Genomic DNA, 19,308 nt, shown 5'->3' on the forward strand with positions numbered 1-19,308 from the left:
ATCGCGGGCGATGGACGCTCCCGAGACCCGTGCGCTGCACGACGCCGTGCTCGACTGGTTCGACGCCCACGCGCGTGAGCTGCCCTGGCGCGGTGACGCCGCGACGCCCTGGTCGGTGATGGTCAGCGAGTTCATGCTCCAGCAGACCCCGGTCGCCCGGGTGCTCCCGGTGCACGCGGCCTGGCTGGAGCGCTGGCCCGCGCCTGCCGACCTCGCCGCGGACACCACCGGCGTGGCCGTACGCATGTGGGGCCGGCTCGGCTACCCGCGCCGCGCCCTGCGCCTGCACGCCGCCGCCGTCGCCATCGTCGAGCGGCACGACGGCGAGGTGCCCCGCTCGTACGGCGACCTGCTCGCGCTGCCCGGCGTCGGGGACTACACCGCCTCCGCCGTCGCCAGCTTCGCCTTCGGCCAGCGACACGTCGTCCTCGACACCAACGTCCGGCGGGTCCTGGTGCGCGCGGTCTCCGGCCGGGAGTTCCCGGCACCGGCCGTCACCCGCGCCGAGCGCGACGTGGCGACCGCGCTGCTCCCCGACGACGAGGCCACCGCTGCCACGTGGGCGGTCGCGACGATGGAGCTCGGCGCCCTCGTGTGCACCGCGCGCCAGCCGACGTGCGACGCCTGCCCGATCGCGACGGAGTGCCGGTGGCGAGCGGCCGGCTTCCCGGCGTACGACGGCCCGCCCCGCCGCGGCCAGGCGTGGGACGGCACCGACCGGCAGTGCCGCGGACGCATCATGGCGCTGGCGCGCGAGGGCGACTCGGTCTCGGCCGACCAGGTCGCGGCGGTGTGGCCGGCCGCGGACCAGCGCGAGCGGTGCCTGACGGGGCTGGTCGCCGACGGGCTCCTGACGCAGATCACCCCGGGGCGCTGGGCGCTCCCGGGGTGATCAGTGACCGCCTGTCTCCAGGCGGCCGTGATCAGGCCTCGTTGGTCTTCGGCACGTCCGTCGGGCCGGCCGAGTCGTCCGGACCGTCACCGGTCGGGCCCTCGACCACCGTCTCGAGCGGCGGCATGTCGGGGACGGCGGAGTTCTTCTGGCCGCGGAAGGTGAACTTCGCCTCCACGCCCTCGCCCTCGACGCCCACCAGCACGATCTGGCCGGGGCCGACCTCGCCGAAGAGCATCTTCTCGGCGAGCACGTCCTCGATCTCGCGCTGCACCGTGCGGCGCAGCGGTCGGGCACCGAGGACCGGGTCGAACCCGCGCTCGGCCAGCAGGTCCTTGGCGGGCTGCGTGAGCTCGAGGGACATGTCGCGGTCCTTGAGCCGCAGCTCGACGGCGTCGATCATGTTGTCGACCATCGCGATGATCTGCTCGCGCGACAGCGGCGGGAAGACCACGATCTCGTCGACACGGTTGAGGAACTCGGGGCGGAAGTGCTGCTTGAGCTCCTCCGACACCTTGCTCTTCATCCGCTCGTAGGAGCCCGCGGCATCGCCGGTCTGGCCGAAGCCGAGGTTGACCGACTTGGAGATGTCGCGCGTGCCGAGGTTGGTGGTCATGATGATGACGGTGTTCTTGAAGTCGACGACGCGACCCTGGGAATCCGTCAGGCGACCCTCCTCGAGGATCTGCAGCAGGCTGTTGAAGATGTCGGGGTGCGCCTTCTCGACCTCGTCGAAGAGCACCACGCTGAACGGCTTGCGGCGCACCTTCTCGGTGAGCTGGCCGCCCTCTTCGTAGCCGACGTAGCCGGGAGGCGAGCCGAACAGGCGTGACACCGTGTGCTTCTCGGAGAACTCGCTCATGTCGAGCTGGATCAGCGCGTCCTCGTCGCCGAAGAGGAACTCGGCGAGCGTCTTGGACAGCCACGTCTTGCCGACGCCGGACGGGCCGGCGAAGATGAACGAGCCACCGGGGCGCTTGGGGTCCTTGAGCCCGGCACGCGTACGACGGATCGCGCGGCTGAGGGCCTTGACGGCCTCCTCCTGCCCGATGACGCGCTTGTGGAGCTCGTCCTCCATCTTGAGCAGGCGGGTGGACTCCTCCTCGGAGAGCTTGACGATCGGGATGCCCGTGGCCACGGCCAGGACCTCGGCGATCAGCTCCTCGTCGACCTCGGCGATCTCGTCGAGGTCACCGGCGCGCCACTGCTTCTCGCGCTCCGAGCGGCGGGCGGAGAGCTGCTTCTCCTCGTCGCGCAGGCGGGCCGCGGCCTCGAAGTCCTGCCCGTCGATCGCGGCCTCCTTGCGCTGGCGTACGTCGGCGATCTTCTCGTCGTACTCGCGCAGGTCCGGCGGTGCGGTCATCCGGCGGATGCGCAGTCGCGAGCCCGCCTCGTCGATGAGGTCGATCGCCTTGTCCGGCAGGAACCGGTCGGAGATGTAGCGGTCGGCCAGCGTCGCGGCCGAGACCAGTGCCTCGTCGGTGATGGTGACGCGGTGGTGCGCCTCGTAGCGGTCGCGCAGGCCCTTGAGCATCTCGATGGTGTGCGCGATCGAGGGCTCCTGCACCTGGATCGGCTGGAAGCGACGCTCGAGCGCCGCGTCCTTCTCGAGGTACTTGCGGTACTCGTCGAGGGTGGTGGCGCCGATGGTCTGCAGCTCGCCGCGGGCCAGCATCGGCTTGAGGATGCTGGCGGCGTCGATCGCGCCCTCGGCCGCGCCGGCGCCGACGAGGGTGTGGATCTCGTCGATGAACAGCACGATGTCACCGCGGGTGCGGATCTCCTTGAGCACCTTCTTGAGGCGCTCCTCGAAGTCACCGCGGTAGCGCGACCCGGCGACCAGGGCGCCGAGGTCGAGGGTGTAGATCTGCTTGTCCTTGAGCGTCTCGGGCACGTTGCCCTTGACGATGTCCTGGGCGAGGCCGGCCACGATGGTGGTCTTGCCGACGCCGGGCTCGCCGATGAGGACGGGGTTGTTCTTCGTGCGGCGCGACAGGATCTGCATGACGCGCTCGATCTCCTGCTCGCGACCGATCACCGGGTCGAGCTTGCCCTCGCGCGCGGCTTGGGTGAGGTTCTGGCCGAACTGGTCGAGGACCAGCGAGCTGGACGGCGCCTCGCCGCCCGATCCGGACGTCTGGGCGCCGGCCGTGGCCGACTCCTTGCCCTGGAAGCCGCTGAGCAGCTGGATGACCTGCTGGCGGACCCGGTTGAGATCGGCGCCGAGCTTCTGCAGGACCTGGGCCGCGACGCCCTCGCCCTCCCGGATCAGGCCGAGCAGGATGTGCTCGGTGCCGATGTAGGAGTGGCCGAGCTGGAGCGCCTCGCGCAGCGAGAGCTCGAGCACCTTCTTGGCGCGCGGGGTGAACGGGATGTGGCCGGACGGGGCCTGCTGGCCCTGGCCGATGATCTCCTCGACCTGGGCGCGCACGGCCTCCAGGGAGATGTCGAGGGACTCGAGGGCCTTGGCTGCGACGCCCTCGCCCTCGTGGATGAGGCCGAGCAGGATGTGCTCGGTCCCGATGTAGTTGTGGGAGAGCATGCGGGCCTCTTCCTGGGCCAGCACGACAACTCGCCGGGCTCGGTCGGTGAACCGCTCGAACATGTGCGCTCCTCTACGTCTGCGTGGTCCGCCTGCCCCCCGCCGGGACGGGAGCGCGAACACTGGGCTCAACGCCCGACCTCAGCCTACGTGTTCCCGCCCGACTCACCAGAGCGTCCGCTCACAGCGAACGGCCCCGGCAGGTGCCGGGGCCGTCCGGGGGGGCGGAGATCAGTGCGCGGCGTCGTACGCCTGCTGCACGTCGGCGGAGATGCGGCCGCGCTCCGAGACGTCCATGCCCTGGGCCTTGGCCCACTCGCGGACGTCCTTGGTGTTGGAGGACGACGAACCGCCGCCGCTCGACTTGCGACCGCGGCGGCCGCCACCGGTGACCTTGCGGGCGTGACCGACGTAGCCGCTCATGGCCTCGCGCAGGGCGGCGGCGTTGGCGTCGTTGAGGTCGATCTCGTAGGTGGTGCCGTCGAGGCCGAAGGTCACCGTCTCGGTGGCCTCCGTGCCGTCGAGGTCGTCGACGAGAACGATGTTGACCTTTTGAGCCATGGTCTATTCCTTTGCATTCGGCGGGCCCCGTGAATGCGATTGTGGCAGCAATTCACCACGCAGCACAAAAGGACTCAGGAATTGCGCTCGAAGACGAGTCGCAATCCCTGCAGCGTCAACCACGGAGAATGCTCGGTGAAACACGCACAATCGTCGACGAGAAGCGCGGCCAAATGGCCCGTCGAAATCACAGTGACGTCCTCGACCGGCTCTCCGAGCTCGGCGATCATCCGCGCCACCAGGCCCTCGACCTGCGCCGCGACACCGAAGACCATGCCGCTCTGGAGGGCCTCGACGGTGTTCTTGGCGATCACCGAGCGTGGCCGGACGAGCTCGACCTTGCGCAGCTGGGCGCCACGGCGGCCGAGCGCCTCGAGGGATATCTCGATGCCCGGCGATATCGCACCACCGACGTACTGGCCCGCCCCGTTGACCACGTCGAACGTCGTGGCCGTGCCGAAGTCGACGACGATGGCCGGACCGCCGTAGAGCGTCGCGGCGGCGAGCGAGTTCACGATCCGGTCGGTGCCGACCTCGCGAGGGTTGTCCATCAGCACCGGGATCCCCGTGCGGACGCCGGGCTCGACCACGATCGAGGGGACGTCGCCGAAGTGCCGCTCGAGCATCTCGCGCCACTCGTGCAGGACGGCCGGGACGGTCGCGCACACCGAGATGCCGTCGACGTCGTCGATGCGGTCACCGAGCAGCCCGCGGATCACGATCGACCACTCGTCGGCCGTGCGGCGCTCGTCGCTGTTGACGCGCCAGTGGGCGGTGACCTCGTCGCCGTCGAGCAGACCGAGGAACGTGTGGCTGTTGCCGATGTCGGCCGCAAGCAGGCTCATGGCAGCACGTTCATCGGGGGTCCTGGGTCGTCACCAGGTCCATGCCGATGTCGAAGACCACGACCGAGTGGGTGAGCGCCCCGACCGACACGAAGTCGACGCCGGTCGCGCCGATGCGGGCTGCCCGCTCGAGGGTGATCCCGCCGCTGGCCTCGAGCGGCACGCGACCCGCGGTGCGGCGTACGGCCTCGGTCATCAGCTCGTCGCTCATGTTATCGAGCAGGATGCGCTCGGGCGGCTCGGGGAGCGCGAGCAGCTCGTCGAGCTGGTCGAGGGTGGTCACCTCGACCTCGACCGGCAGCCCGGCGAAGCGCCCCCGGATCGACTCCAGGGCGGGCAGCACTCCCCCGGCGGCGATGACGTGGTTGTCCTTGACCATCGCCATGTCCTGGAGGCTGGTGCGGTGGTTGACGCCGCCGCCGCAGCGCACGGCGTACTTCTGCAGTGCGCGCAGGCCGGGCAGCGTCTTGCGGGTGTCGAGCACCCGCGTCGGCGAGCCGGCCAGCGCGTCGACCCAGCGCGACGTGGCGGTGGCGATGCCGGAGAGGTGGCAGGCCAGGTTGAGGGCGGTCCGCTCGGCCACCAGCATCCGCTGGGTCAGGCCGGTGATGCGCATGACCACGTCGCCCTTCTCGACCCGGGTGCCGTCGGGCAGGCGGTCGGTCACGGTCGCGTCCGCGCCGACCATGTGGAACGCGACCGCCCCGACGCCGAGGCCCGCCACGACGCCGGGCTCGCGGGCGGCGAAGACGGCCTCGCCGCGGGCGTCGGCAGCGATGGTCGAGGAGCTGGTCGGGTCGTCCAGGCGGTGGTCCGGCAGGTCCTCCCCGAGCGCGCGCCCGACGACCTCCCGGACGTGCTCGGGGTCGAGCCCGGCGGCGGTCAGCTCGTCGCGCAGCTCCAGGGGTACGGCGTCGAGGCTCGTCATGCCGTGACCTCCGCGGTCGTGGGGGCGGTCGAAGGGGCGGTCGAAGGATCGGTCGAGGGGGCGTACGTCCACTCCGCCGCGACGGTGCCGTCGGCCTCGAGCCACGAGTCGACGTGGCCGGCCCTGCTGTCGTCGCGGTCGGGGAAGTCCTCGCGCCAGTGCGACCCGCGGGTCTCGGTGCGCAGCGCCGCCGCCTCGGCCAGCGCGGTGCTGACCGTGAGCAGGTTGGTCGTCTCCCACGCAGCCGGACCGACCTCGGCGTCGCCGTGGTCGAGCGAGCCGAGGACGGCGAGCGCCTCCGTGAGGCCGTCGGCCTGCCGGAGCACGCCGACCCGTGAGGTCATCACGTCCTGCATCTCCGGGCGCCGCTCGCCCGACACCAGTCCCTCGGGCCCCTCGTCGACGACGGGTTCGGCCCACGCGCGGAGCTCGCCCGGCAGCACGTCGGCGATGCGGCGGGAGAACACGAGGCCCTCGAGGAGCGAGTTGGAGGCCAGCCGGTTGGCGCCGTGGACGCCGGAGCAGGCCACCTCGCCGGTCGCGTAGAGGCCGGGCACGGTCGTACGCCCCCACAGGTCGGTGGCGACGCCGCCGGAGGCGTAGTGCTGGGCCGGCGCGACCGGGATCAGCTCGGTGACAGGGTCGACGCCGTGCTCGCGGCACACGCCCAGGATCGTGGGAAAGCGCCGCTCCCAGAATCTCGATACGGCGTCTCGTGCCTCACCGCCTACTCGATCACCGAGACGGCTCGCTTCGCTCGCAGGCGTCCCCAGGTGACGCGCGTCGAGCCACATGTGGGGCCTGCCGGTCTCGATCATCCGGCGGGTGATCGCCTTGGCCACCACGTCTCGGGGCGCGAGGTCGGCGAGCTCGTGCTCGCCCTGCATGAAGCGGGTGCCGTCGAAGTCGACGAGGAACGCGCCCTCGCCGCGCACGGCCTCGGAGATCAGCGGCTGCTGGCCCTGCGACTCGGGGCCGAGCCACATCACCGTGGGGTGGAACTGGACGAACTCGAGGTCGCGCAGCCGAGCCCCGGCGCGCATCGCAACGGCCATCCCGTCGCCGGTGGAGACGCTCGGGTTGGTGGACTGGCTGAACACCTGCCCCAGCCCGCCGGAGGCGAGGACCACCGCGCGACAGTGCACGGCGCCGACGCCGTCGTGCTGGCCCTCGCCGAGGACGTGCAGCGTCAGCCCCGCCACCCCGCCGTCGGCGGCGCGGAGCAGGTCGACGGCCAGGGCGTGCTGGATGACCTCGATCTCCCGTGCGTGGTCGACCGCGGCGATGAGCGCCCGCTGGATCTCGGCGCCGGTGGCGTCACCGCCGGCGTGGGCGATGCGGTCGCGGAGGTGGCCGCCCTCGCGGGTCAGGGAGAGCTCGCCGTCGGGGTGGTGGTCGAACTGCGTCCCGAGGGCGATCAGCTCGCGGACGGCGTCGGGCCCCTCGGTGACCAGGATGCGTACGGCCTCGACGTCGCACGCGCCGGCCCCGGCGACGAGGGTGTCGTGCTCGTGCTGCTCGGGGGTGTCGCCGGGCCCGAGGGCCGCGGCGATGCCGCCCTGGGCCCACTGCGTGGAGCCGGCGTTGAGCACGTCCTTGGTGACGACGAGGAGGTGGAGCGAGGGATCAGCCGCGTGGATGCGCAGCGCGGCGGTGAGCCCAGCGATGCCGGACCCGACGACCACGACGTCGGCGCGGGTGGTCCAGCCGGGAGCGGGCGCGCGGAGGCGACCCGGGACCGGCCGGTGCGATGTCATCCGCGCAGGCTACCGAGCAAGCGCGTCACCGCGCTGCAGGGTCTCGTCGCCGAACGTCTCGGCGGGGTCGAACCCCGTGGCGAGGATCTTGTTGTCGGCGTCGACGAACACGACGTGCGGCTTGAGCTCCTTGGCCTCGGCGGTCTCCATCTGGGCGTAGCCGATGAGGATGACGATGTCGCCGGGGTGCACGAGGCGGGCGGCTGCGCCGTTGATGCCGATGACGCCCGAGCCGCGCTCGCCGGCGATCGTGTAGGTCTCGAGGCGGGCGCCGTTGGTGACGTCGACGATGTGCACCAGCTCCCCGGCCAGCAGGTCGGCCGCGTCGAGCAGGTCCTGGTCGACGGTCACCGACCCGACGTAGTGGAGGTCCGCCTGGGTCACGGTGGCCCGGTGGATCTTGGACTTCATCATCGTGCGCAGCATGAGCTGTTCCTCTCAGTGGGTGGTCGAGGCCGCGTACGCGGTCCCCGCCGGTCGCGCATCGGGGGCGATGCGGTCGAAGACGATGGGCAGGTTGTCGATCAGGCGCGTGGTGCCGACCCGCGCCGCGACGAGGATCCGTCCCTCGCCGATCTCCGGCGCCTCGCCGAGGTCGGGCGAGGTGAGGGCGAGGTAGTCGAGCTCGAGCCCGTCCGCCGTCGCCTGCTTGAGGACCGACATCGCGGCCCAGCGCGCGGCCGGCACGCCGTACGGTGCGCGCTCCTGCGCCGCCCGGAGCGCCCGGCTGAGGGCCGTGGCCACCTGCCGCTGGTCGGCGTCGAGATAGCGGTTGCGGCTGGACAGGGCGAGGCCGTCGGGCTCGCGCACGGTCTCCGCCCCGACGATGTCGATGCCGAGGCAGAGGTCGCGGACCATCCGGCGGATGAGGACGAGCTGCTGGTAGTCCTTCTGCCCGAAGACCGCGACGTCGGGCCGGACCAGGCCGAAGAGCTTGGCCACGACCGTGAGCACGCCGTCGAAGTGGCCGGGGCGGGACTCGCCGTCGAGGATCGTGGCCAGCTCCCCGGGGGCGACGGTGACGCCGGCGTGGACAGACTCGTGGCTGAAGCCGCCGGGGTACATCTCCTCGACGCCGGGCGCGAACACGACGTCGACGCCCTCGGCGGCACAGACCTCGAGGTCGGCGTCGAGCGTGCGCGGGTAGCGGTCGAGGTCCTCGGTCGGGGCGAACTGCATCGGGTTGACGAAGATGCTCACGACGACCGGTCCGGACGTGGACGTGCGGGCCGTACGCATGAGGCTGGCGTGGCCGTCGTGCAGTGCGCCCATGGTGGGGACGAACGCGATGCGGTCACCGGACCTGCGGGGCTCGGCGAGCAGGCCGGCGAGCTCCTCGCGGGTGTTCGCGAGGACGGGGGTCGAGGTCATCGACGCGGTTCGATCGGGGTCGGCAGGTGCGCCTGCGCTGCCGCGAGGACCTGCAGCATCTTGGACGCCCGGATCGGCAGCAGCCGGCCGTCGGTGACGGCGCGGTCGAGCGTGGCGTGGGCCATCGCGACGTAGGACGGGAGCGTCTGCGGTGCGTTGGCGACCAGGTCGGCGACGTGGGCGCGCACGGTCTCGACGTCGCCCCGCACGATCGGACCGGTCAGAGCAGCGTCTCCCTGGGCCAGGGAGTTGTCGAGGGCCGCGGTGAGCAGGGGGCGCAGCGTGGCGGCCGGGTCCTCGGCACCGGCGGCCGAGAGGATCTCCATCGCCTCGGCGACAAGGGTGACGAGGTGGTTGGCGCCGTGCGCGAGGCCGGCGTGGTAGAGCGTGCGCCGATCCTCCGGCACCCACATCGGACGGCCGCCGAGGTCGGCGACGAGGGACTCGACGAGCTCGCGGTCGGCCTCGTCGGCGGTGACGCCGAAGACGCAGCCGGCGAGCCGGGGCAGGTCGACCTCGGTGCCGGTGAAGGTCATGGCCGGGTGCATCGCGACCGTACGGGCGCCGACGGCGCGGGCCGGCTCGAGGACGGCGAGCCCGTGGCGGCCGCTCGTGTGCACGACGACCTGGCCCTCACGGATCGCGCCACTGGCGGCGAGCATCGTGACGACGTTGGAGAGCATGTCGTCGGGAACGGTGAGCAGCAGGAGGTCGCAGGCTCGCGCCACGCCGGTCGGCTTGCCGGGGCGTACGCCCGGGAGCAGCGCCTCGATCCGGCCCCGGGAGGCGTCCGACTCGCCCGCTGCGGCGACCACGTCGTGGCCCGCGGCGCGGAGTGCGGCTGCCAGGACGGCGCCGACGCGGCCCGCTCCGACCACGCCGATGTGGTGCTTCGTCATGTCGACCTCTTCGTTTCAGTCCCTCGCGGGTACCGATCTACTGCGATCAACATCGAGCCTACGCCTGCGGATTCCGTGGTGGGAACGCCCCGCGGGCGTGACGCACGCCACGGTCGCCCCGATATCTGAGGACGTGGCGGACGTGACCAGGCCCCTCGGACGTCCACCGCGTCCTCAGATATCGCCTCAGGCGCGCAGGTGCAGCCTGGCGTGGTCGGGGTCGTCGACGACGAACGGGCGCGGGGCGCGGGGCAGCCAGGCGTGGGTGACGTGGTCGACCACGTGGACGCCCTCGGGCGCCGTGATCTCCACGACCCCCTCGGGCACCTCGCCGTCGTGCAGCGCGTTCCAGACCAGCCACTCGCGGCGCTTGCGGCGGTTGCGGATCGAGGTGGCGAAGGACTCCGGGTTGGTCCAGTGGGCGAACTCGTCGCCGTCGAGCCACTTGAGCTCGACGCACAGCCCCTGCGGCAGCGCGAACATCTCGATGCGGTCGGGAGTCGTGCGGATCTCCCACTCCGGCGCCTTGGTGTAGACGTAGTCGGGGCTCATCGGGAAGCCCCACTCCTCGATGTTGCGCAGGCCGAGGTCGAGGTAGGCCTTGCGGTCCGACTCGATGTAGAGCCCGTGGCGCGGGAAGCGGATGACGGCCTCGGCCATCCCGACCTGCCAGGACAGGTCGGCCATCGACACCTCCCCCTCGGTGGTGAGGACCATGTCGCCGTCCCACTTCCACGAGTAGCGGGTGCGGACGTGGGAGAAGCACCAGTTGTAGAAGTAGGCCAGCGAGTGCACGGAGCGCTCGTTGACCGCGAGGTGCTCGGCGCCGGCGCGGGCCACCTGGAAGGGGTACTCCTTCAGCGTGAACTTGTCGGACAGGCCGTGCTCGGCCGCGACGCGCAGCGCCTCGTCGCCGGTGCCGTCGTCGGAGCCGTTGTCGACCAGCAGCACGTGGTCGCAGGCCCGCAGCAGCGGGGGCAGGACGAACCGCAGCCCGGGCGCCTCGTTCTTGACCCGCAGCACGGCCGTGGCGCCGCGGCGCAGCCCGCCGGGCTGGTTCCACGGCCACACGATGTCGAAGTCGCTGTGCCCCTCGAGGTTGGTGATGCCGTGGCCGGAGCCGATGGGGATCGTCACGGCTGGTCGTCCCGGGTGCGTCCCAGGGCCTTGCGCACGCCCCGGCGCACGGACGGCGGGATCGCGGCGCGTACGTCGTGGGGGACCCGGTCGGCGAGGGACCTCGACGCCTCGGCGGCCTCGGCCCGGGCGCGCCGGCGCGCCTGGTGGCGGGCGTGCTCGGCGGTCGAGCGGCTGATCGCCGCGGCCTCCTCGTAGAGGTCGACGTACTCCGCGCGGAGCTCGTCGAAGGTCGCGTGGGCGGCCGCGGTGTCGCCGCCCTCGTCGGCCAGCTTGTTGAGCTCGTCCCACGTGGCGGCGGTGAGCTCGTGGAGCCGGCTGGGCAGCCCGAGGTCGTCGAGGGTGGAGGTGACCCGGCGCAGGTTGGGGTCGATGAAGCGGTGCACCTCGCGGATCTGGTCGCTGCGGGTGTGGATGATCGTCTGGAGGTCGAGGGCGTGACCGAGCGCGGTGGCGGTCCTGACCCAGTCGGTGAGCAGGTCCTCGTAGCGGACGAAGACGCGGCCCCCGTCGCCCTCTGCGGGACGGGTGGCGCGCTCGGTGTGCAGCAGCATGTTGACCCAGCTCGCCGCGAGGTGGGCCGAGCCGAGCTTGTTGGCGTAGTACTTCTGCTTGGAGCCGACGACCTCGGCCGGCGGGCGCAGCATCGTGGCGAACACCGGCGTGGCGCCCGTACGAATCGCCGCGACCCGCCAGAGGCCGAGGAACCAGCTCAGCCGCGGGTCCTTGATCACCAGCTCGGGGTGCTCGGCGAAGTGCGGCTCGAGCCACTCGCTCACCCGGATGCGGGCGGGCTCGCGACTGCAGATGCGCCCGGTGTCGAACCAGGCCTCGGGGCGGCTGTCGCTGACCTGGACCAGGGCCTCGGCGAGCCACTCGTCGTGCACGTCCACGACCCACTGCGGCTCGCTGAAGCCGCGCGGGTTGGAGTCGTCCGGCGGCACCTCGGGGAGCGGGACGTGCATGCCGAGCCTCGACACGATGCCGGCCAGCGTGCTGGTGCCGCTGCGGCCGGCGCCGGCGACGAAGAGCACCTTGCGCGGCACTCCGTCGGGGTTCATCTCGTCGATCGCTCTGGGCTGCTCGGTCACGGCGGGCAGCCTACCGGCGGCCCGGCCCGCGCCTCCCGCACCACTAGGCTCGCGGCCCATGAAGAGGCTCTTCCAGCGCGCTCCCCTCGTCGGCGTGGTGATCCCCGCCTGGGGCGTGGAGGACTACCTCGACGACTGCATCCGCTCGCTCCTCGCCCAGACGCACCGCCGCTGGGAGGCGGTGATCGTGGACGACGGCGCCACCGACCGCACCGGGGAGGTCGCCGACGACTGGGCGCGGCGCGACAACCGGATCAGCGTCGTGCACTCCGTCAACGGCGGCCTCGGCGCCGCCCGCAACCTCGGCGTCTCGCACGTGCGAGGCGACTACCTCGCGTTCCTCGACTCCGACGACGTGCTGCCGGCGACGGCGTACGCCGACCTGGTGGGCGCGCTCGAGGAGTCGGGCTCGGACTTCGCGACGGGCTCGATCGTGCGCTGGGAGGGGGACGCGCTGGTCGAGCCGCCGTGGATGCACCGGCTGCACCGCCCGCTGCGGGGCGCGCGCGTCGAGGACCGGCCGGAGATCCTCGGCGACGTCTTCGCGTGGAACAAGGTGTGGCGCCGCTCCGCCTGGGACGCCGCCGGCCTCTCCTGGCCCGAGGGGATCCGCTACGAGGACCAGCCGACCACGACCCGGGCCTTCCTCGACGGCACCTTCGACGTCCTCGACGAGGTGGTCTACCGCTGGCGGATCCGCGAGGGCTCGATCACCCAGACCCGGGCCTCCTCGGTCCAGGACCTCTCCGACCGGTGGGAGACCAAGCGGATGTCCCTCGCGGCTGTCCGCGAGCACGGCTCCGCGGAGGTCGAGGAGGTCTTCGTCGACCGGGTGCTCGCGGGAGACCTGTGGCGCTACTTCCTGCTGGTGCCGGGGTGCACGCCCGAGTGGTGGCGGCTGTTGCGTTCCGGCGTGCTGGAGCTGTGGGGGCAGCGCTCGCTGGTGCACAGCGGGCTGCCGCCGGTGCACCGGCTCGCGGGCTGGCTCGTCGAGCAGGACCGCCGCGCAGAGGTTGCCTCGCTGATGGAGTGGGTCACCACCCTCGACGGACCGGCACCGCGGGTCCAGGACGTCGAGACCGGTGCGTGGCGGCTGTCGGTGCCCCACGCGGTGGTCGACGAGACCACCGTGGCCCCGGAGGCGTTGGCGCTCCGGGACCACGAGGTGTGACGCCCTGGATCTCGATACGCCCGATCAGCGGCTTCGTGCCTCAGCCGCTGGGCTACTCGATCTGGCCGGGCCCACGCCGCGAGCTCGTGCCTCGCTCGCAGCTGCCCGACTCACAGCAGGCCCTCGGACTCGAGGAACTCCTGCGCGACGTCGGCCGGCTGCTCGCGGTCGATCTGGACGCTGACGAGCAGCTGCCCGAGCGTGTCGTTGTCGAGCGCGGCCATCAGGTCGTTGAGCGGGCCCTCGATGTCGGGGTTGTCGGCGAGGAACTCGGTCGACACCGCCGGGATGAGGTTCTGGGCGGGCTGGATGCCGCGGTCGTCCTCGAGCAGGAGCAGGCCCTGCTCCTCGAGCGTGCCGTCGAGCGTGCTGGTCTGGCCGAGCTGCGCCTCTCCGTCGAGCACGGCCTGGAACGTCTCGGTGGAGGCGTAGCCCAGCGGCTCGAGGGTGATGTCGATGCCGTAGGTGTCGACGAGGCCCTTCTCGCAGTCGGTGCGGCCCTTGCAGTCGGGCGCAGCGGCGAGCGTCACGGACTGGCCCTCGAGGTCGGACAGCTTGGTGACGCCCTCGGCGTCGGAGAACTCCTGGCTGGTGAAGTAGCCGTTGGCCGAGAACGCCTCGGACGGCTCGAGCAGCGTGATGCCCTTCTCCTCGAGCAGGTCGGCGCCGGCGTCGATGGTCTCCTGGGCGTCGCTGGTCGACAGCGGCTCGGCGTCAGGGCCGTTGGCGTCGGTGTTGAGCTGGTCGACGATGCCGGCGACGTACTCGGGGGCGATCTGGACCGCGTCGGGCATCTCGTTGAGGTAGACCGGGCGGGTGTCGACCAGGCGGGTCTCGACCTCGTAGCCCTGGGCCTCGAGGACCTGCTGGTACATCGCGGTGACGAGGGCGGCCTCGTCGAAGCTCTGGGAGCCGATGACGACGGACGTGCCCTCACCCCCGCCCGAGCCCGAGGTGGGCTCGTCGTTCTCGGCTGCGAGGTCGTCGCCGGCGCAGCCGGCCAGCAGGGCGGTCAGGGCCAGCCCGGTCACCGCCAGCAGCGGACGTCGTACGTGCATGAGTGTCAACCTTCTGTGTCCCGCGGCACGGGCCGCGCGTGTCCGGTGATGCGAGCGAGTCCGCTCAGCTCCCGGTGGGAGCCTCTTCCACCGTAGCCGGGGCCGCCGACAGCGGCTCCACTCCACCGGGTGACGATGAGCGCGACGGTGCGCTCGGCATGGGGTCGACGGCGCGCTGGACCGCTGCCGCGGCGAGCTCGAGCACCAGCGCCACGAGCGCGACCACCACCGCCCCCGCCATGCCCTGGGCGTAGTCGTTGCGGGCGAAGCCCTCGGTGATGATGCGCCCGAGTCCCGGCCCGGCGACGAGGGCGGCGATGGTGGCGGTCGCCCACACCTGCACCAGCGCGAGGCGTACGCCCGAGGCCACCACCGGCAGCGCGAGGGGCAGCTCCACGCGCCAGAAGCGTTGCGCGGGCGACATCCCCATGCCGTCCGCGGCCTCCTGCACGTCGGAGGGCACCTCGCGCATCCCGACGTAACCGTTGGTGATGAGCGGCGGCAGCGCGAAGAGCACGAGGGCGATCAGCGTCGCGAGCCCGGCGCGGCCGTACGGCCCGAAGTCCCCCGAGCCGGGCCAGTCCGCTGCGACCAGCAGGGCCAGCAGCGCGAAGGTCGGCACGGCGCGGCCGACGTTGGACACGTTGACGGCGAGGAAGCCGCCGCGGCCGAGGTGGCCGAGCCACAGCGCGAGCGGCAGTCCGAGCAGCATGGCCGCGGCGAGGGCGGTCGCGGTGAGCAGCAGCTGCTCGAGCAGGCGCGCGACGAGCCCGCCGCCACCGGTCCAGCTGTCGGCGTCGAGGAGGTACTGCCAGGTCTCGGCGAAGAGCTCCATCAGCGCGCCCCCGCCGTCCACGGCGTCAGCACCCGCTGGAGCGCGACCAGCACCACGTCGAGCACGACCGCGAGCACCACGCACAGCACGGCGGCGGTCATCAGCTCGGCGCGGAAGTCGCGTTGCACGCCGTGGGCGATCAGGTCACCGAGGCCGCCGTACGCCACCAGCGTCCCGACGGTGGTGAGGGCGATCGTCGACACCGCGGCCACCCGCAGCCCGGCCATCGCGACCGGCAGCGCCAGCGGCATCTCGATGCGGGTCAGCATCCGCGCGCGGCCGTAGCCCAGCCCCGTGGCCGCCTCGCGCACCTCGTCGGGCACCGACCGGAGTCCGTCGAGGAGCGCGCGGACGAGGATCGTCAGGGCGTACAGGCCGAGACCGATCACCACCGTCGCCGCCGACAGGCCGGTGAACGGGACGAGCAGGGGCAGCAGGGCCAGCGAGGGAACCGTGTAGACCCCGGTGCTGAAGCCGAGGACCGCCGACTCCAGCCGCGGCACGCAGCGCGCCACGAGAGCGAGCGGGAGCGCGATCGCGAGCCCGAGCAGGAGCGCGGCCATCGTGATCAGGACGTGCTCGACGAGCGCGTCGGTGATCTGCTCGTGGCGATCCTCGACGTACTGCCAGCAGAACCACTCGTTGACGAACCGGCTGTAGCAGCTCGGTCCGGAGTCGGCGGCCCCCAGTATGGTCACCGCATGGACGCTACACGGGGCGACGAGTCGATGATCCGGCTCGAGGGTGTCGGCAAGACCTACCCCGACGGGACCGTGGCGGTCCACGAGCTCGACCTCGACGTCGCGCGTGGCGAGATGGTCTGCCTCGTCGGCCCCTCTGGCTGCGGCAAGTCCACGACGCTCAAGATGATCAACCGGCTCATCGAGCCGACCACCGGCCGGATCTGGCTCGACGGCAAGGACGTGACCGACGTCGACCCGGTCGAGCTGCGCCGCGGCATCGGCTACGTCATCCAGCAGATCGGCCTGTTCCCCCACCAGCGCATCGAGCAGAACGTGATGACCGTGCCGCTGCTCTACGGCGAGTCCAAGGCCACGGCCCGCGAGCGGGCGCACGAGCTGCTCGCCACGGTGGGCCTCGACCCCGACCAGTACGCCCGTCGCTACCCCCACGAGCTCTCGGGCGGTCAGCGCCAGCGCGTCGGCGTGGCCCGCGCGCTCGCGGCCAACCCGCCCGTGCTGCTGATGGACGAGCCGTTCGGCGCCGTCGACCCCGTGGTGCGCGGGCGCCTGCAGGACGAGTTCCGGCGGCTCCAGGCCGAGCTCGGCAAGACCGTGGTGCTCGTGACGCACGACATCGACGAGGCGATCCGGATGGGTGACCGGGTCGCCGTCTTCGCCGCCGGCGGGCGCCTCGCCCAGTACGCCACGCCAAGCGAGCTGCTGGCCCGTCCGGCCGACGAGCAGGTGGCCGACTTCGTGGGCTCGGGCGGCCTGCGCACGCTGACGGTCACGCGGCTGCGCGAGGACCACCTCGAGCCGCTCGACGGCGTCTCGACCGGTGACCTGGGCGCGGCGATCGACATCGACTCCTCGCTCGAGGACGCGCTCGCCGCGATGCTGCGTGACGACAAGCCGATGGTCGGCGTGCGCCGCGGCCCGATCTTCCTCGGCGTGCTCACGCCTGCCGGGGTGCACCGGGCGCTGCGCGAGTCCCTGCGCTGACGGGTCCGTCCACCCTGTCGGGACCACCGGCCAACCGGTGGTTGCCGAGGTTCTGGCCCGTTGCAGCGGCCGACAACCGTCGAAAAGGGACTGTCAGCTGACCGGCACATCCTTGTGCCAGGACTCCGTGACGTACTTCGTGCCCCACCCCATCGAGGTGTAGAGCCCGTCGGCGCCGGTCGGTGAGTCGGCGTCCACCTCGAGGCCCACGCGGTCGCGGCCGCGGGAGGCCGCGTCGGCGATGATCGTGCGCAGCAGGCCGGTGGCCACGCCACGGCCGCGGGCGGACTCGAGCACGCCGAGGTAGGCGACGTAGGACCCGTCGGGGCCGGTGTCGGACTCGCTGACCGTTCCGACCAGGGCGCCCGCGGCCTCGACCTCGTCGCCGTCGGTGATCTCTGCCAGCCACCAGTGGTCCCAGCGGTGACCGGGGTCCTCGCGGAGCCGGTGGATGAACTCGTCGAATGTCTCCTCGGTCGAGTTGAAGTGGTCGGTGAAGGCGCCTTCCAGCACGTCGTGGACGGCGCGGAGGTCGGCTTCGTCGGGCATGCCGCCGGGGCCGCCCTGGCGCTCGACCTGGCGGAACACGACGCCCTTGCGCTCCCAGCGCGCCGGGTCGGGCACCAGATCGGCCTCCGCGGCCTCCACCGACCGGCTCATCTGCCACCACGTGCGTACGCGGGTGAACCCGGCGTCCTCCAGCCAGCCGTGCTGCCGCTCGTCCTCGGCGAAGGCGCCCGTGTCGATCTGCTGCTCGGCCAGCCCGCGCGCGGCGCCGACGGCCTTCGCCTGGGCCTCGGCCCACTCGAAGAGGACGTCGCTGCACCGGTCGGCGAGCCGCTCGTCGAGGTCGCGGTCGACGATGTGGACGAACAGCATCCGGCCCTCGGCGCGGTCGTGCACGCTGCCCCAGGCCTGGATGCGGCCGTCCGGGTCGCGTACGACGAGGTTCTCCCGCATCGCCAGGCCACGCTCGGAGACCTCGACCAGGACCTCCTCCTCGCCCGAACCGGCCCACCCGCGCCCGGCCCGCTCGTGGCCGCGCAGGAGCTCGGTGAGCCGCTCGACGGTGGCGGGGTCGTCACCGTCGGGACTGTCCGCGGACCATCCCGCGGGAAGTCCCGGGTCCTCGGGCAGGGCGTCGGCGGGGTCGCTCTCGAACCGGTTGTCCTCGGGGATCACGGTCGACCATTCTTCCGTACGCCCGGCCGGACGGGCTGCCGGGCGGTGAGTGAGACAGGTTCTGGCAGCAGAAAACCTGCCTCACGCACCGCTCCCCGGCGCGAGTCGGGGCTAGGGGTGCGTGACGCAGGTTCTCGGCGTCGAAAAGGTGCCTCACTCACCGCTCACGGCGGCGGGCGGCAGGCGGCAGGCGGGGGGCGTACGGGCGCGTCAGGCGCTGCGGTGGTTGCGGCGCGCGGCGGCGGCGCGGAGCGAGTCGAGCTCGGCGCGGACCACGTCGATCTCGGCCTCGAGCTCGGCGACGAGGACGATCGCCTCGGCGGCGCGGGACTCGGCCTCGTCGCGACCCCGCTCGGCCTCGTCGCGACCCCGCTCGGCGGTGTCGCGGCCCTGCTCGGCGGCGTCGGCGCGACGGGCCTCCTGGGCGCGCTTGAGGCCCTGCTCGGCGGCGTTCTTCTGCGCGTCGGAGAGGGCGCGCTCGAGCACGCCGATGGCGTCCTCACGCTCGGCGATGCGCCGCGACATGTCGGCGGCGAAGGCGGCCGACTCGGCCGTACGGCGCTCGGTCAGCGCGCGGTACTCCTGGGCCTGGACGGCGCGGTCGCGCGCGGCGTCACGGCGGGTCTGCATGAGCTCGGAGTGGGTGATCCGGGTCGCGGCGGCACCGGCGAGCACGGCCACGACGGCAGCGACAGCGGTCAGTCCGGTCGAGGTGGACACGAGGGCGCCGGACACGAGCGCCGCGCCGGCGGCGAGGAGCGCGACGGCAACGACCAGGCGCGTGCTGCGCTGGCGCCGACGAGCAGGCGTCCTGGACGCCTGTGACTGCTGGGGCTGCTGGGAAGGCATGGCGCCCAGACTAGGGCTGCGACCGGCCGCCGTCGGCGCGACACGCACGCTCCAGCGCGAGCGAGGCGAGCGTCACCCCGGCCGCTCCGGCGGCCGCGACGACCGACCGGAGCACCCAGCGGTCGGCGAGCTGCGACGCGTCGCCCAGCCAGCTGACGGCGTACCCGACGTAGCCGGCGGCCACCAGCGTCCCGCCGATCGCGCAGGCACGCGCCAGGACGAGCCGGTTCACCGCCTGGTGCGGCTCGAGCCGCTCGCCCCGCACGTGCACGGTCTGCCAGGTGTGCCAGGCGAGGAACGTCATGATCGCGGCGACCATCACCAGCGCCAGGGCCTGCACCCAGGACACCAGCGGCGGGCGCCCGGTCAGGGCCGTGGCGAGGGGGTGGATGCCCCAGCCGACGACGAGCCCGAGCACGGCACACACCGTCAGTGCACGTGCCGTCGTGGGGCGCAGGGTGCCGCGCGGCTCCGGCGGGTCGTCCTCGGGTCCGGTCTCGCCCAC

Annotated in this window: 19 protein-coding genes; 3 read left to right on the top strand and 16 right to left on the bottom strand. The window is 72.4% G+C overall.

Annotation, left to right across the window (positions count from 1 at the left end; translation table 11 throughout):
* Positions 1-10 precede the first annotated feature (10 nt).
* On the top strand, positions 11-892 hold the full coding sequence (locus AC57BS_RS20380) for an HhH-GPD family protein (protein ID WP_496413273.1): 882 nt from the start codon (positions 11-13) through the stop codon (positions 890-892).
* A gap of 31 nt (positions 893-923) precedes the next feature.
* Here AC57BS_RS20380 and AC57BS_RS20385 read toward each other — a convergent pair whose 3' ends face one another.
* The 10 genes from AC57BS_RS20385 to AC57BS_RS20430 all read right to left on the bottom strand — a co-directional run bounded on the left by AC57BS_RS20385 (position 924) and on the right by AC57BS_RS20430 (position 12,023).
* The gene (locus AC57BS_RS20385; RefSeq protein ID WP_496413274.1) at positions 924-3,497 is read right to left on the bottom strand and encodes an ATP-dependent Clp protease ATP-binding subunit; all 2,574 of its coding nucleotides are present in this window, start codon (positions 3,495-3,497) and stop codon (positions 924-926) included.
* Between the two features lie 168 nt (positions 3,498-3,665).
* Positions 3,666-3,995, bottom strand: a complete 330-nt coding sequence (locus tag AC57BS_RS20390; protein WP_496413275.1) for a histone-like nucleoid-structuring protein Lsr2 — start codon at positions 3,993-3,995, stop codon at positions 3,666-3,668.
* 74 nt (positions 3,996-4,069) lie between these two features.
* Positions 4,070-4,840, bottom strand: a complete 771-nt coding sequence (locus AC57BS_RS20395; RefSeq protein ID WP_496413276.1) for a type III pantothenate kinase — start codon at positions 4,838-4,840, stop codon at positions 4,070-4,072.
* A gap of 10 nt (positions 4,841-4,850) precedes the next feature.
* Complete coding sequence (gene nadC / locus AC57BS_RS20400) at positions 4,851-5,768, bottom strand: carboxylating nicotinate-nucleotide diphosphorylase (protein WP_496413277.1); 918 nt, start codon at positions 5,766-5,768, stop codon at positions 4,851-4,853.
* The gene (locus tag AC57BS_RS20405; RefSeq protein ID WP_496413278.1) at positions 5,765-7,525 is read right to left on the bottom strand and encodes an L-aspartate oxidase; all 1,761 of its coding nucleotides are present in this window, start codon (positions 7,523-7,525) and stop codon (positions 5,765-5,767) included. The genes nadC and AC57BS_RS20405 overlap by 4 nt, the downstream gene beginning before the upstream one ends.
* A 9-nt stretch (positions 7,526-7,534) precedes the next feature.
* A complete protein-coding gene (panD, locus tag AC57BS_RS20410) occupies positions 7,535-7,951 on the bottom strand; it encodes an aspartate 1-decarboxylase (protein ID WP_496413279.1) in 417 nt (138 codons plus the stop codon).
* Positions 7,952-7,963: 12 nt separating this feature from the next.
* Complete coding sequence (gene panC, locus AC57BS_RS20415) at positions 7,964-8,896, bottom strand: pantoate--beta-alanine ligase (RefSeq protein WP_496413280.1); 933 nt, start codon at positions 8,894-8,896, stop codon at positions 7,964-7,966.
* A complete protein-coding gene (locus AC57BS_RS20420) occupies positions 8,893-9,795 on the bottom strand; it encodes a Rossmann-like and DUF2520 domain-containing protein (protein WP_496413281.1) in 903 nt (300 codons plus the stop codon). The genes panC and AC57BS_RS20420 overlap by 4 nt, the downstream gene beginning before the upstream one ends.
* 186 nt (positions 9,796-9,981) lie before the next feature.
* Entirely contained in the window at positions 9,982-10,932 is a 951-nt protein-coding gene (locus AC57BS_RS20425; RefSeq protein ID WP_496413282.1) for a hypothetical protein, read from the bottom strand.
* Positions 10,929-12,023, bottom strand: a complete 1,095-nt coding sequence (locus tag AC57BS_RS20430; RefSeq protein ID WP_496413283.1) for a sulfotransferase family protein — start codon at positions 12,021-12,023, stop codon at positions 10,929-10,931. Before AC57BS_RS20430 ends, AC57BS_RS20425 begins: the two co-directional genes overlap by 4 nt.
* A gap of 58 nt (positions 12,024-12,081) precedes the next feature.
* On the opposite strand from AC57BS_RS20430, the gene AC57BS_RS20435 reads away from it, so the two are divergent.
* On the top strand, positions 12,082-13,194 hold the full coding sequence (locus tag AC57BS_RS20435) for a glycosyltransferase family 2 protein (RefSeq protein ID WP_496413284.1): 1,113 nt from the start codon (positions 12,082-12,084) through the stop codon (positions 13,192-13,194).
* A gap of 110 nt (positions 13,195-13,304) precedes the next feature.
* On the opposite strand, the gene AC57BS_RS20440 is transcribed toward AC57BS_RS20435, so the two are convergent.
* From AC57BS_RS20440 to AC57BS_RS20450, 3 genes are all read right to left on the bottom strand, one after another.
* Entirely contained in the window at positions 13,305-14,252 is a 948-nt protein-coding gene (locus tag AC57BS_RS20440) for an ABC transporter substrate-binding protein (RefSeq protein WP_496413285.1), read from the bottom strand.
* A gap of 64 nt (positions 14,253-14,316) precedes the next feature.
* Positions 14,317-15,108 carry an ABC transporter permease gene (locus AC57BS_RS20445; protein ID WP_496413286.1) on the bottom strand — a complete coding sequence of 264 codons (792 nt, stop codon included), beginning with the start codon at positions 15,106-15,108 and terminating at the stop codon, positions 14,317-14,319.
* On the bottom strand, positions 15,087-15,785 hold the full coding sequence (locus tag AC57BS_RS20450) for an ABC transporter permease (protein WP_496413287.1): 699 nt from the start codon (positions 15,783-15,785) through the stop codon (positions 15,087-15,089). Before AC57BS_RS20450 ends, AC57BS_RS20445 begins: the two co-directional genes overlap by 22 nt.
* A 3-nt stretch (positions 15,786-15,788) precedes the next feature.
* Between AC57BS_RS20450 and AC57BS_RS20455 the strand changes: the two genes are divergently transcribed.
* On the top strand, positions 15,789-16,772 hold the full coding sequence (locus AC57BS_RS20455) for an ABC transporter ATP-binding protein (RefSeq protein ID WP_496413288.1): 984 nt from the start codon (positions 15,789-15,791) through the stop codon (positions 16,770-16,772).
* Between the two features lie 93 nt (positions 16,773-16,865).
* On the opposite strand, the gene AC57BS_RS20460 is transcribed toward AC57BS_RS20455, so the two are convergent.
* From AC57BS_RS20460 to AC57BS_RS20470, 3 genes are all read right to left on the bottom strand, one after another.
* Positions 16,866-17,954: a GNAT family N-acetyltransferase gene (locus AC57BS_RS20460; RefSeq protein ID WP_496413289.1), complete on the bottom strand. Its 1,089-nt coding sequence runs from the start codon at positions 17,952-17,954 to the stop codon at positions 16,866-16,868.
* Positions 17,955-18,164: 210 nt separating this feature from the next.
* Positions 18,165-18,803 carry a hypothetical protein gene (locus AC57BS_RS20465; protein WP_496413290.1) on the bottom strand — a complete coding sequence of 213 codons (639 nt, stop codon included), beginning with the start codon at positions 18,801-18,803 and terminating at the stop codon, positions 18,165-18,167.
* A gap of 10 nt (positions 18,804-18,813) precedes the next feature.
* On the bottom strand, positions 18,814-19,308 hold the full coding sequence (locus AC57BS_RS20470) for a DUF3180 domain-containing protein (protein ID WP_496413291.1): 495 nt from the start codon (positions 19,306-19,308) through the stop codon (positions 18,814-18,816).

The sequence above is a fragment of the Nocardioides sp. BGA-UO-ETr-FS32 genome (assembly GCF_059567905.1).

Coding starts and splice junctions, on each gene's coding strand:
- AC57BS_RS20380 (WP_496413273.1), top strand. CDS start 11: ATGGACGCTCCCGAGACCCGTGCGCTGCACGACGCCGTGCTCGACTGG.
- AC57BS_RS20385 (WP_496413274.1), bottom strand. CDS start 3,497: ATGTTCGAGCGGTTCACCGACCGAGCCCGGCGAGTTGTCGTGCTGGCC.
- AC57BS_RS20390 (WP_496413275.1), bottom strand. CDS start 3,995: ATGGCTCAAAAGGTCAACATCGTTCTCGTCGACGACCTCGACGGCACG.
- AC57BS_RS20395 (WP_496413276.1), bottom strand. CDS start 4,840: ATGAGCCTGCTTGCGGCCGACATCGGCAACAGCCACACGTTCCTCGGT.
- nadC (WP_496413277.1), bottom strand. CDS start 5,768: ATGACGAGCCTCGACGCCGTACCCCTGGAGCTGCGCGACGAGCTGACC.
- AC57BS_RS20405 (WP_496413278.1), bottom strand. CDS start 7,525: ATGACATCGCACCGGCCGGTCCCGGGTCGCCTCCGCGCGCCCGCTCCC.
- panD (WP_496413279.1), bottom strand. CDS start 7,951: ATGCTGCGCACGATGATGAAGTCCAAGATCCACCGGGCCACCGTGACC.
- panC (WP_496413280.1), bottom strand. CDS start 8,896: ATGACCTCGACCCCCGTCCTCGCGAACACCCGCGAGGAGCTCGCCGGC.
- AC57BS_RS20420 (WP_496413281.1), bottom strand. CDS start 9,795: ATGACGAAGCACCACATCGGCGTGGTCGGAGCGGGCCGCGTCGGCGCC.
- AC57BS_RS20435 (WP_496413284.1), top strand. CDS start 12,082: ATGAAGAGGCTCTTCCAGCGCGCTCCCCTCGTCGGCGTGGTGATCCCC.
- AC57BS_RS20440 (WP_496413285.1), bottom strand. CDS start 14,252: ATGCACGTACGACGTCCGCTGCTGGCGGTGACCGGGCTGGCCCTGACC.
- AC57BS_RS20455 (WP_496413288.1), top strand. CDS start 15,789: ATGGACGCTACACGGGGCGACGAGTCGATGATCCGGCTCGAGGGTGTC.
- AC57BS_RS20465 (WP_496413290.1), bottom strand. CDS start 18,803: ATGCCTTCCCAGCAGCCCCAGCAGTCACAGGCGTCCAGGACGCCTGCT.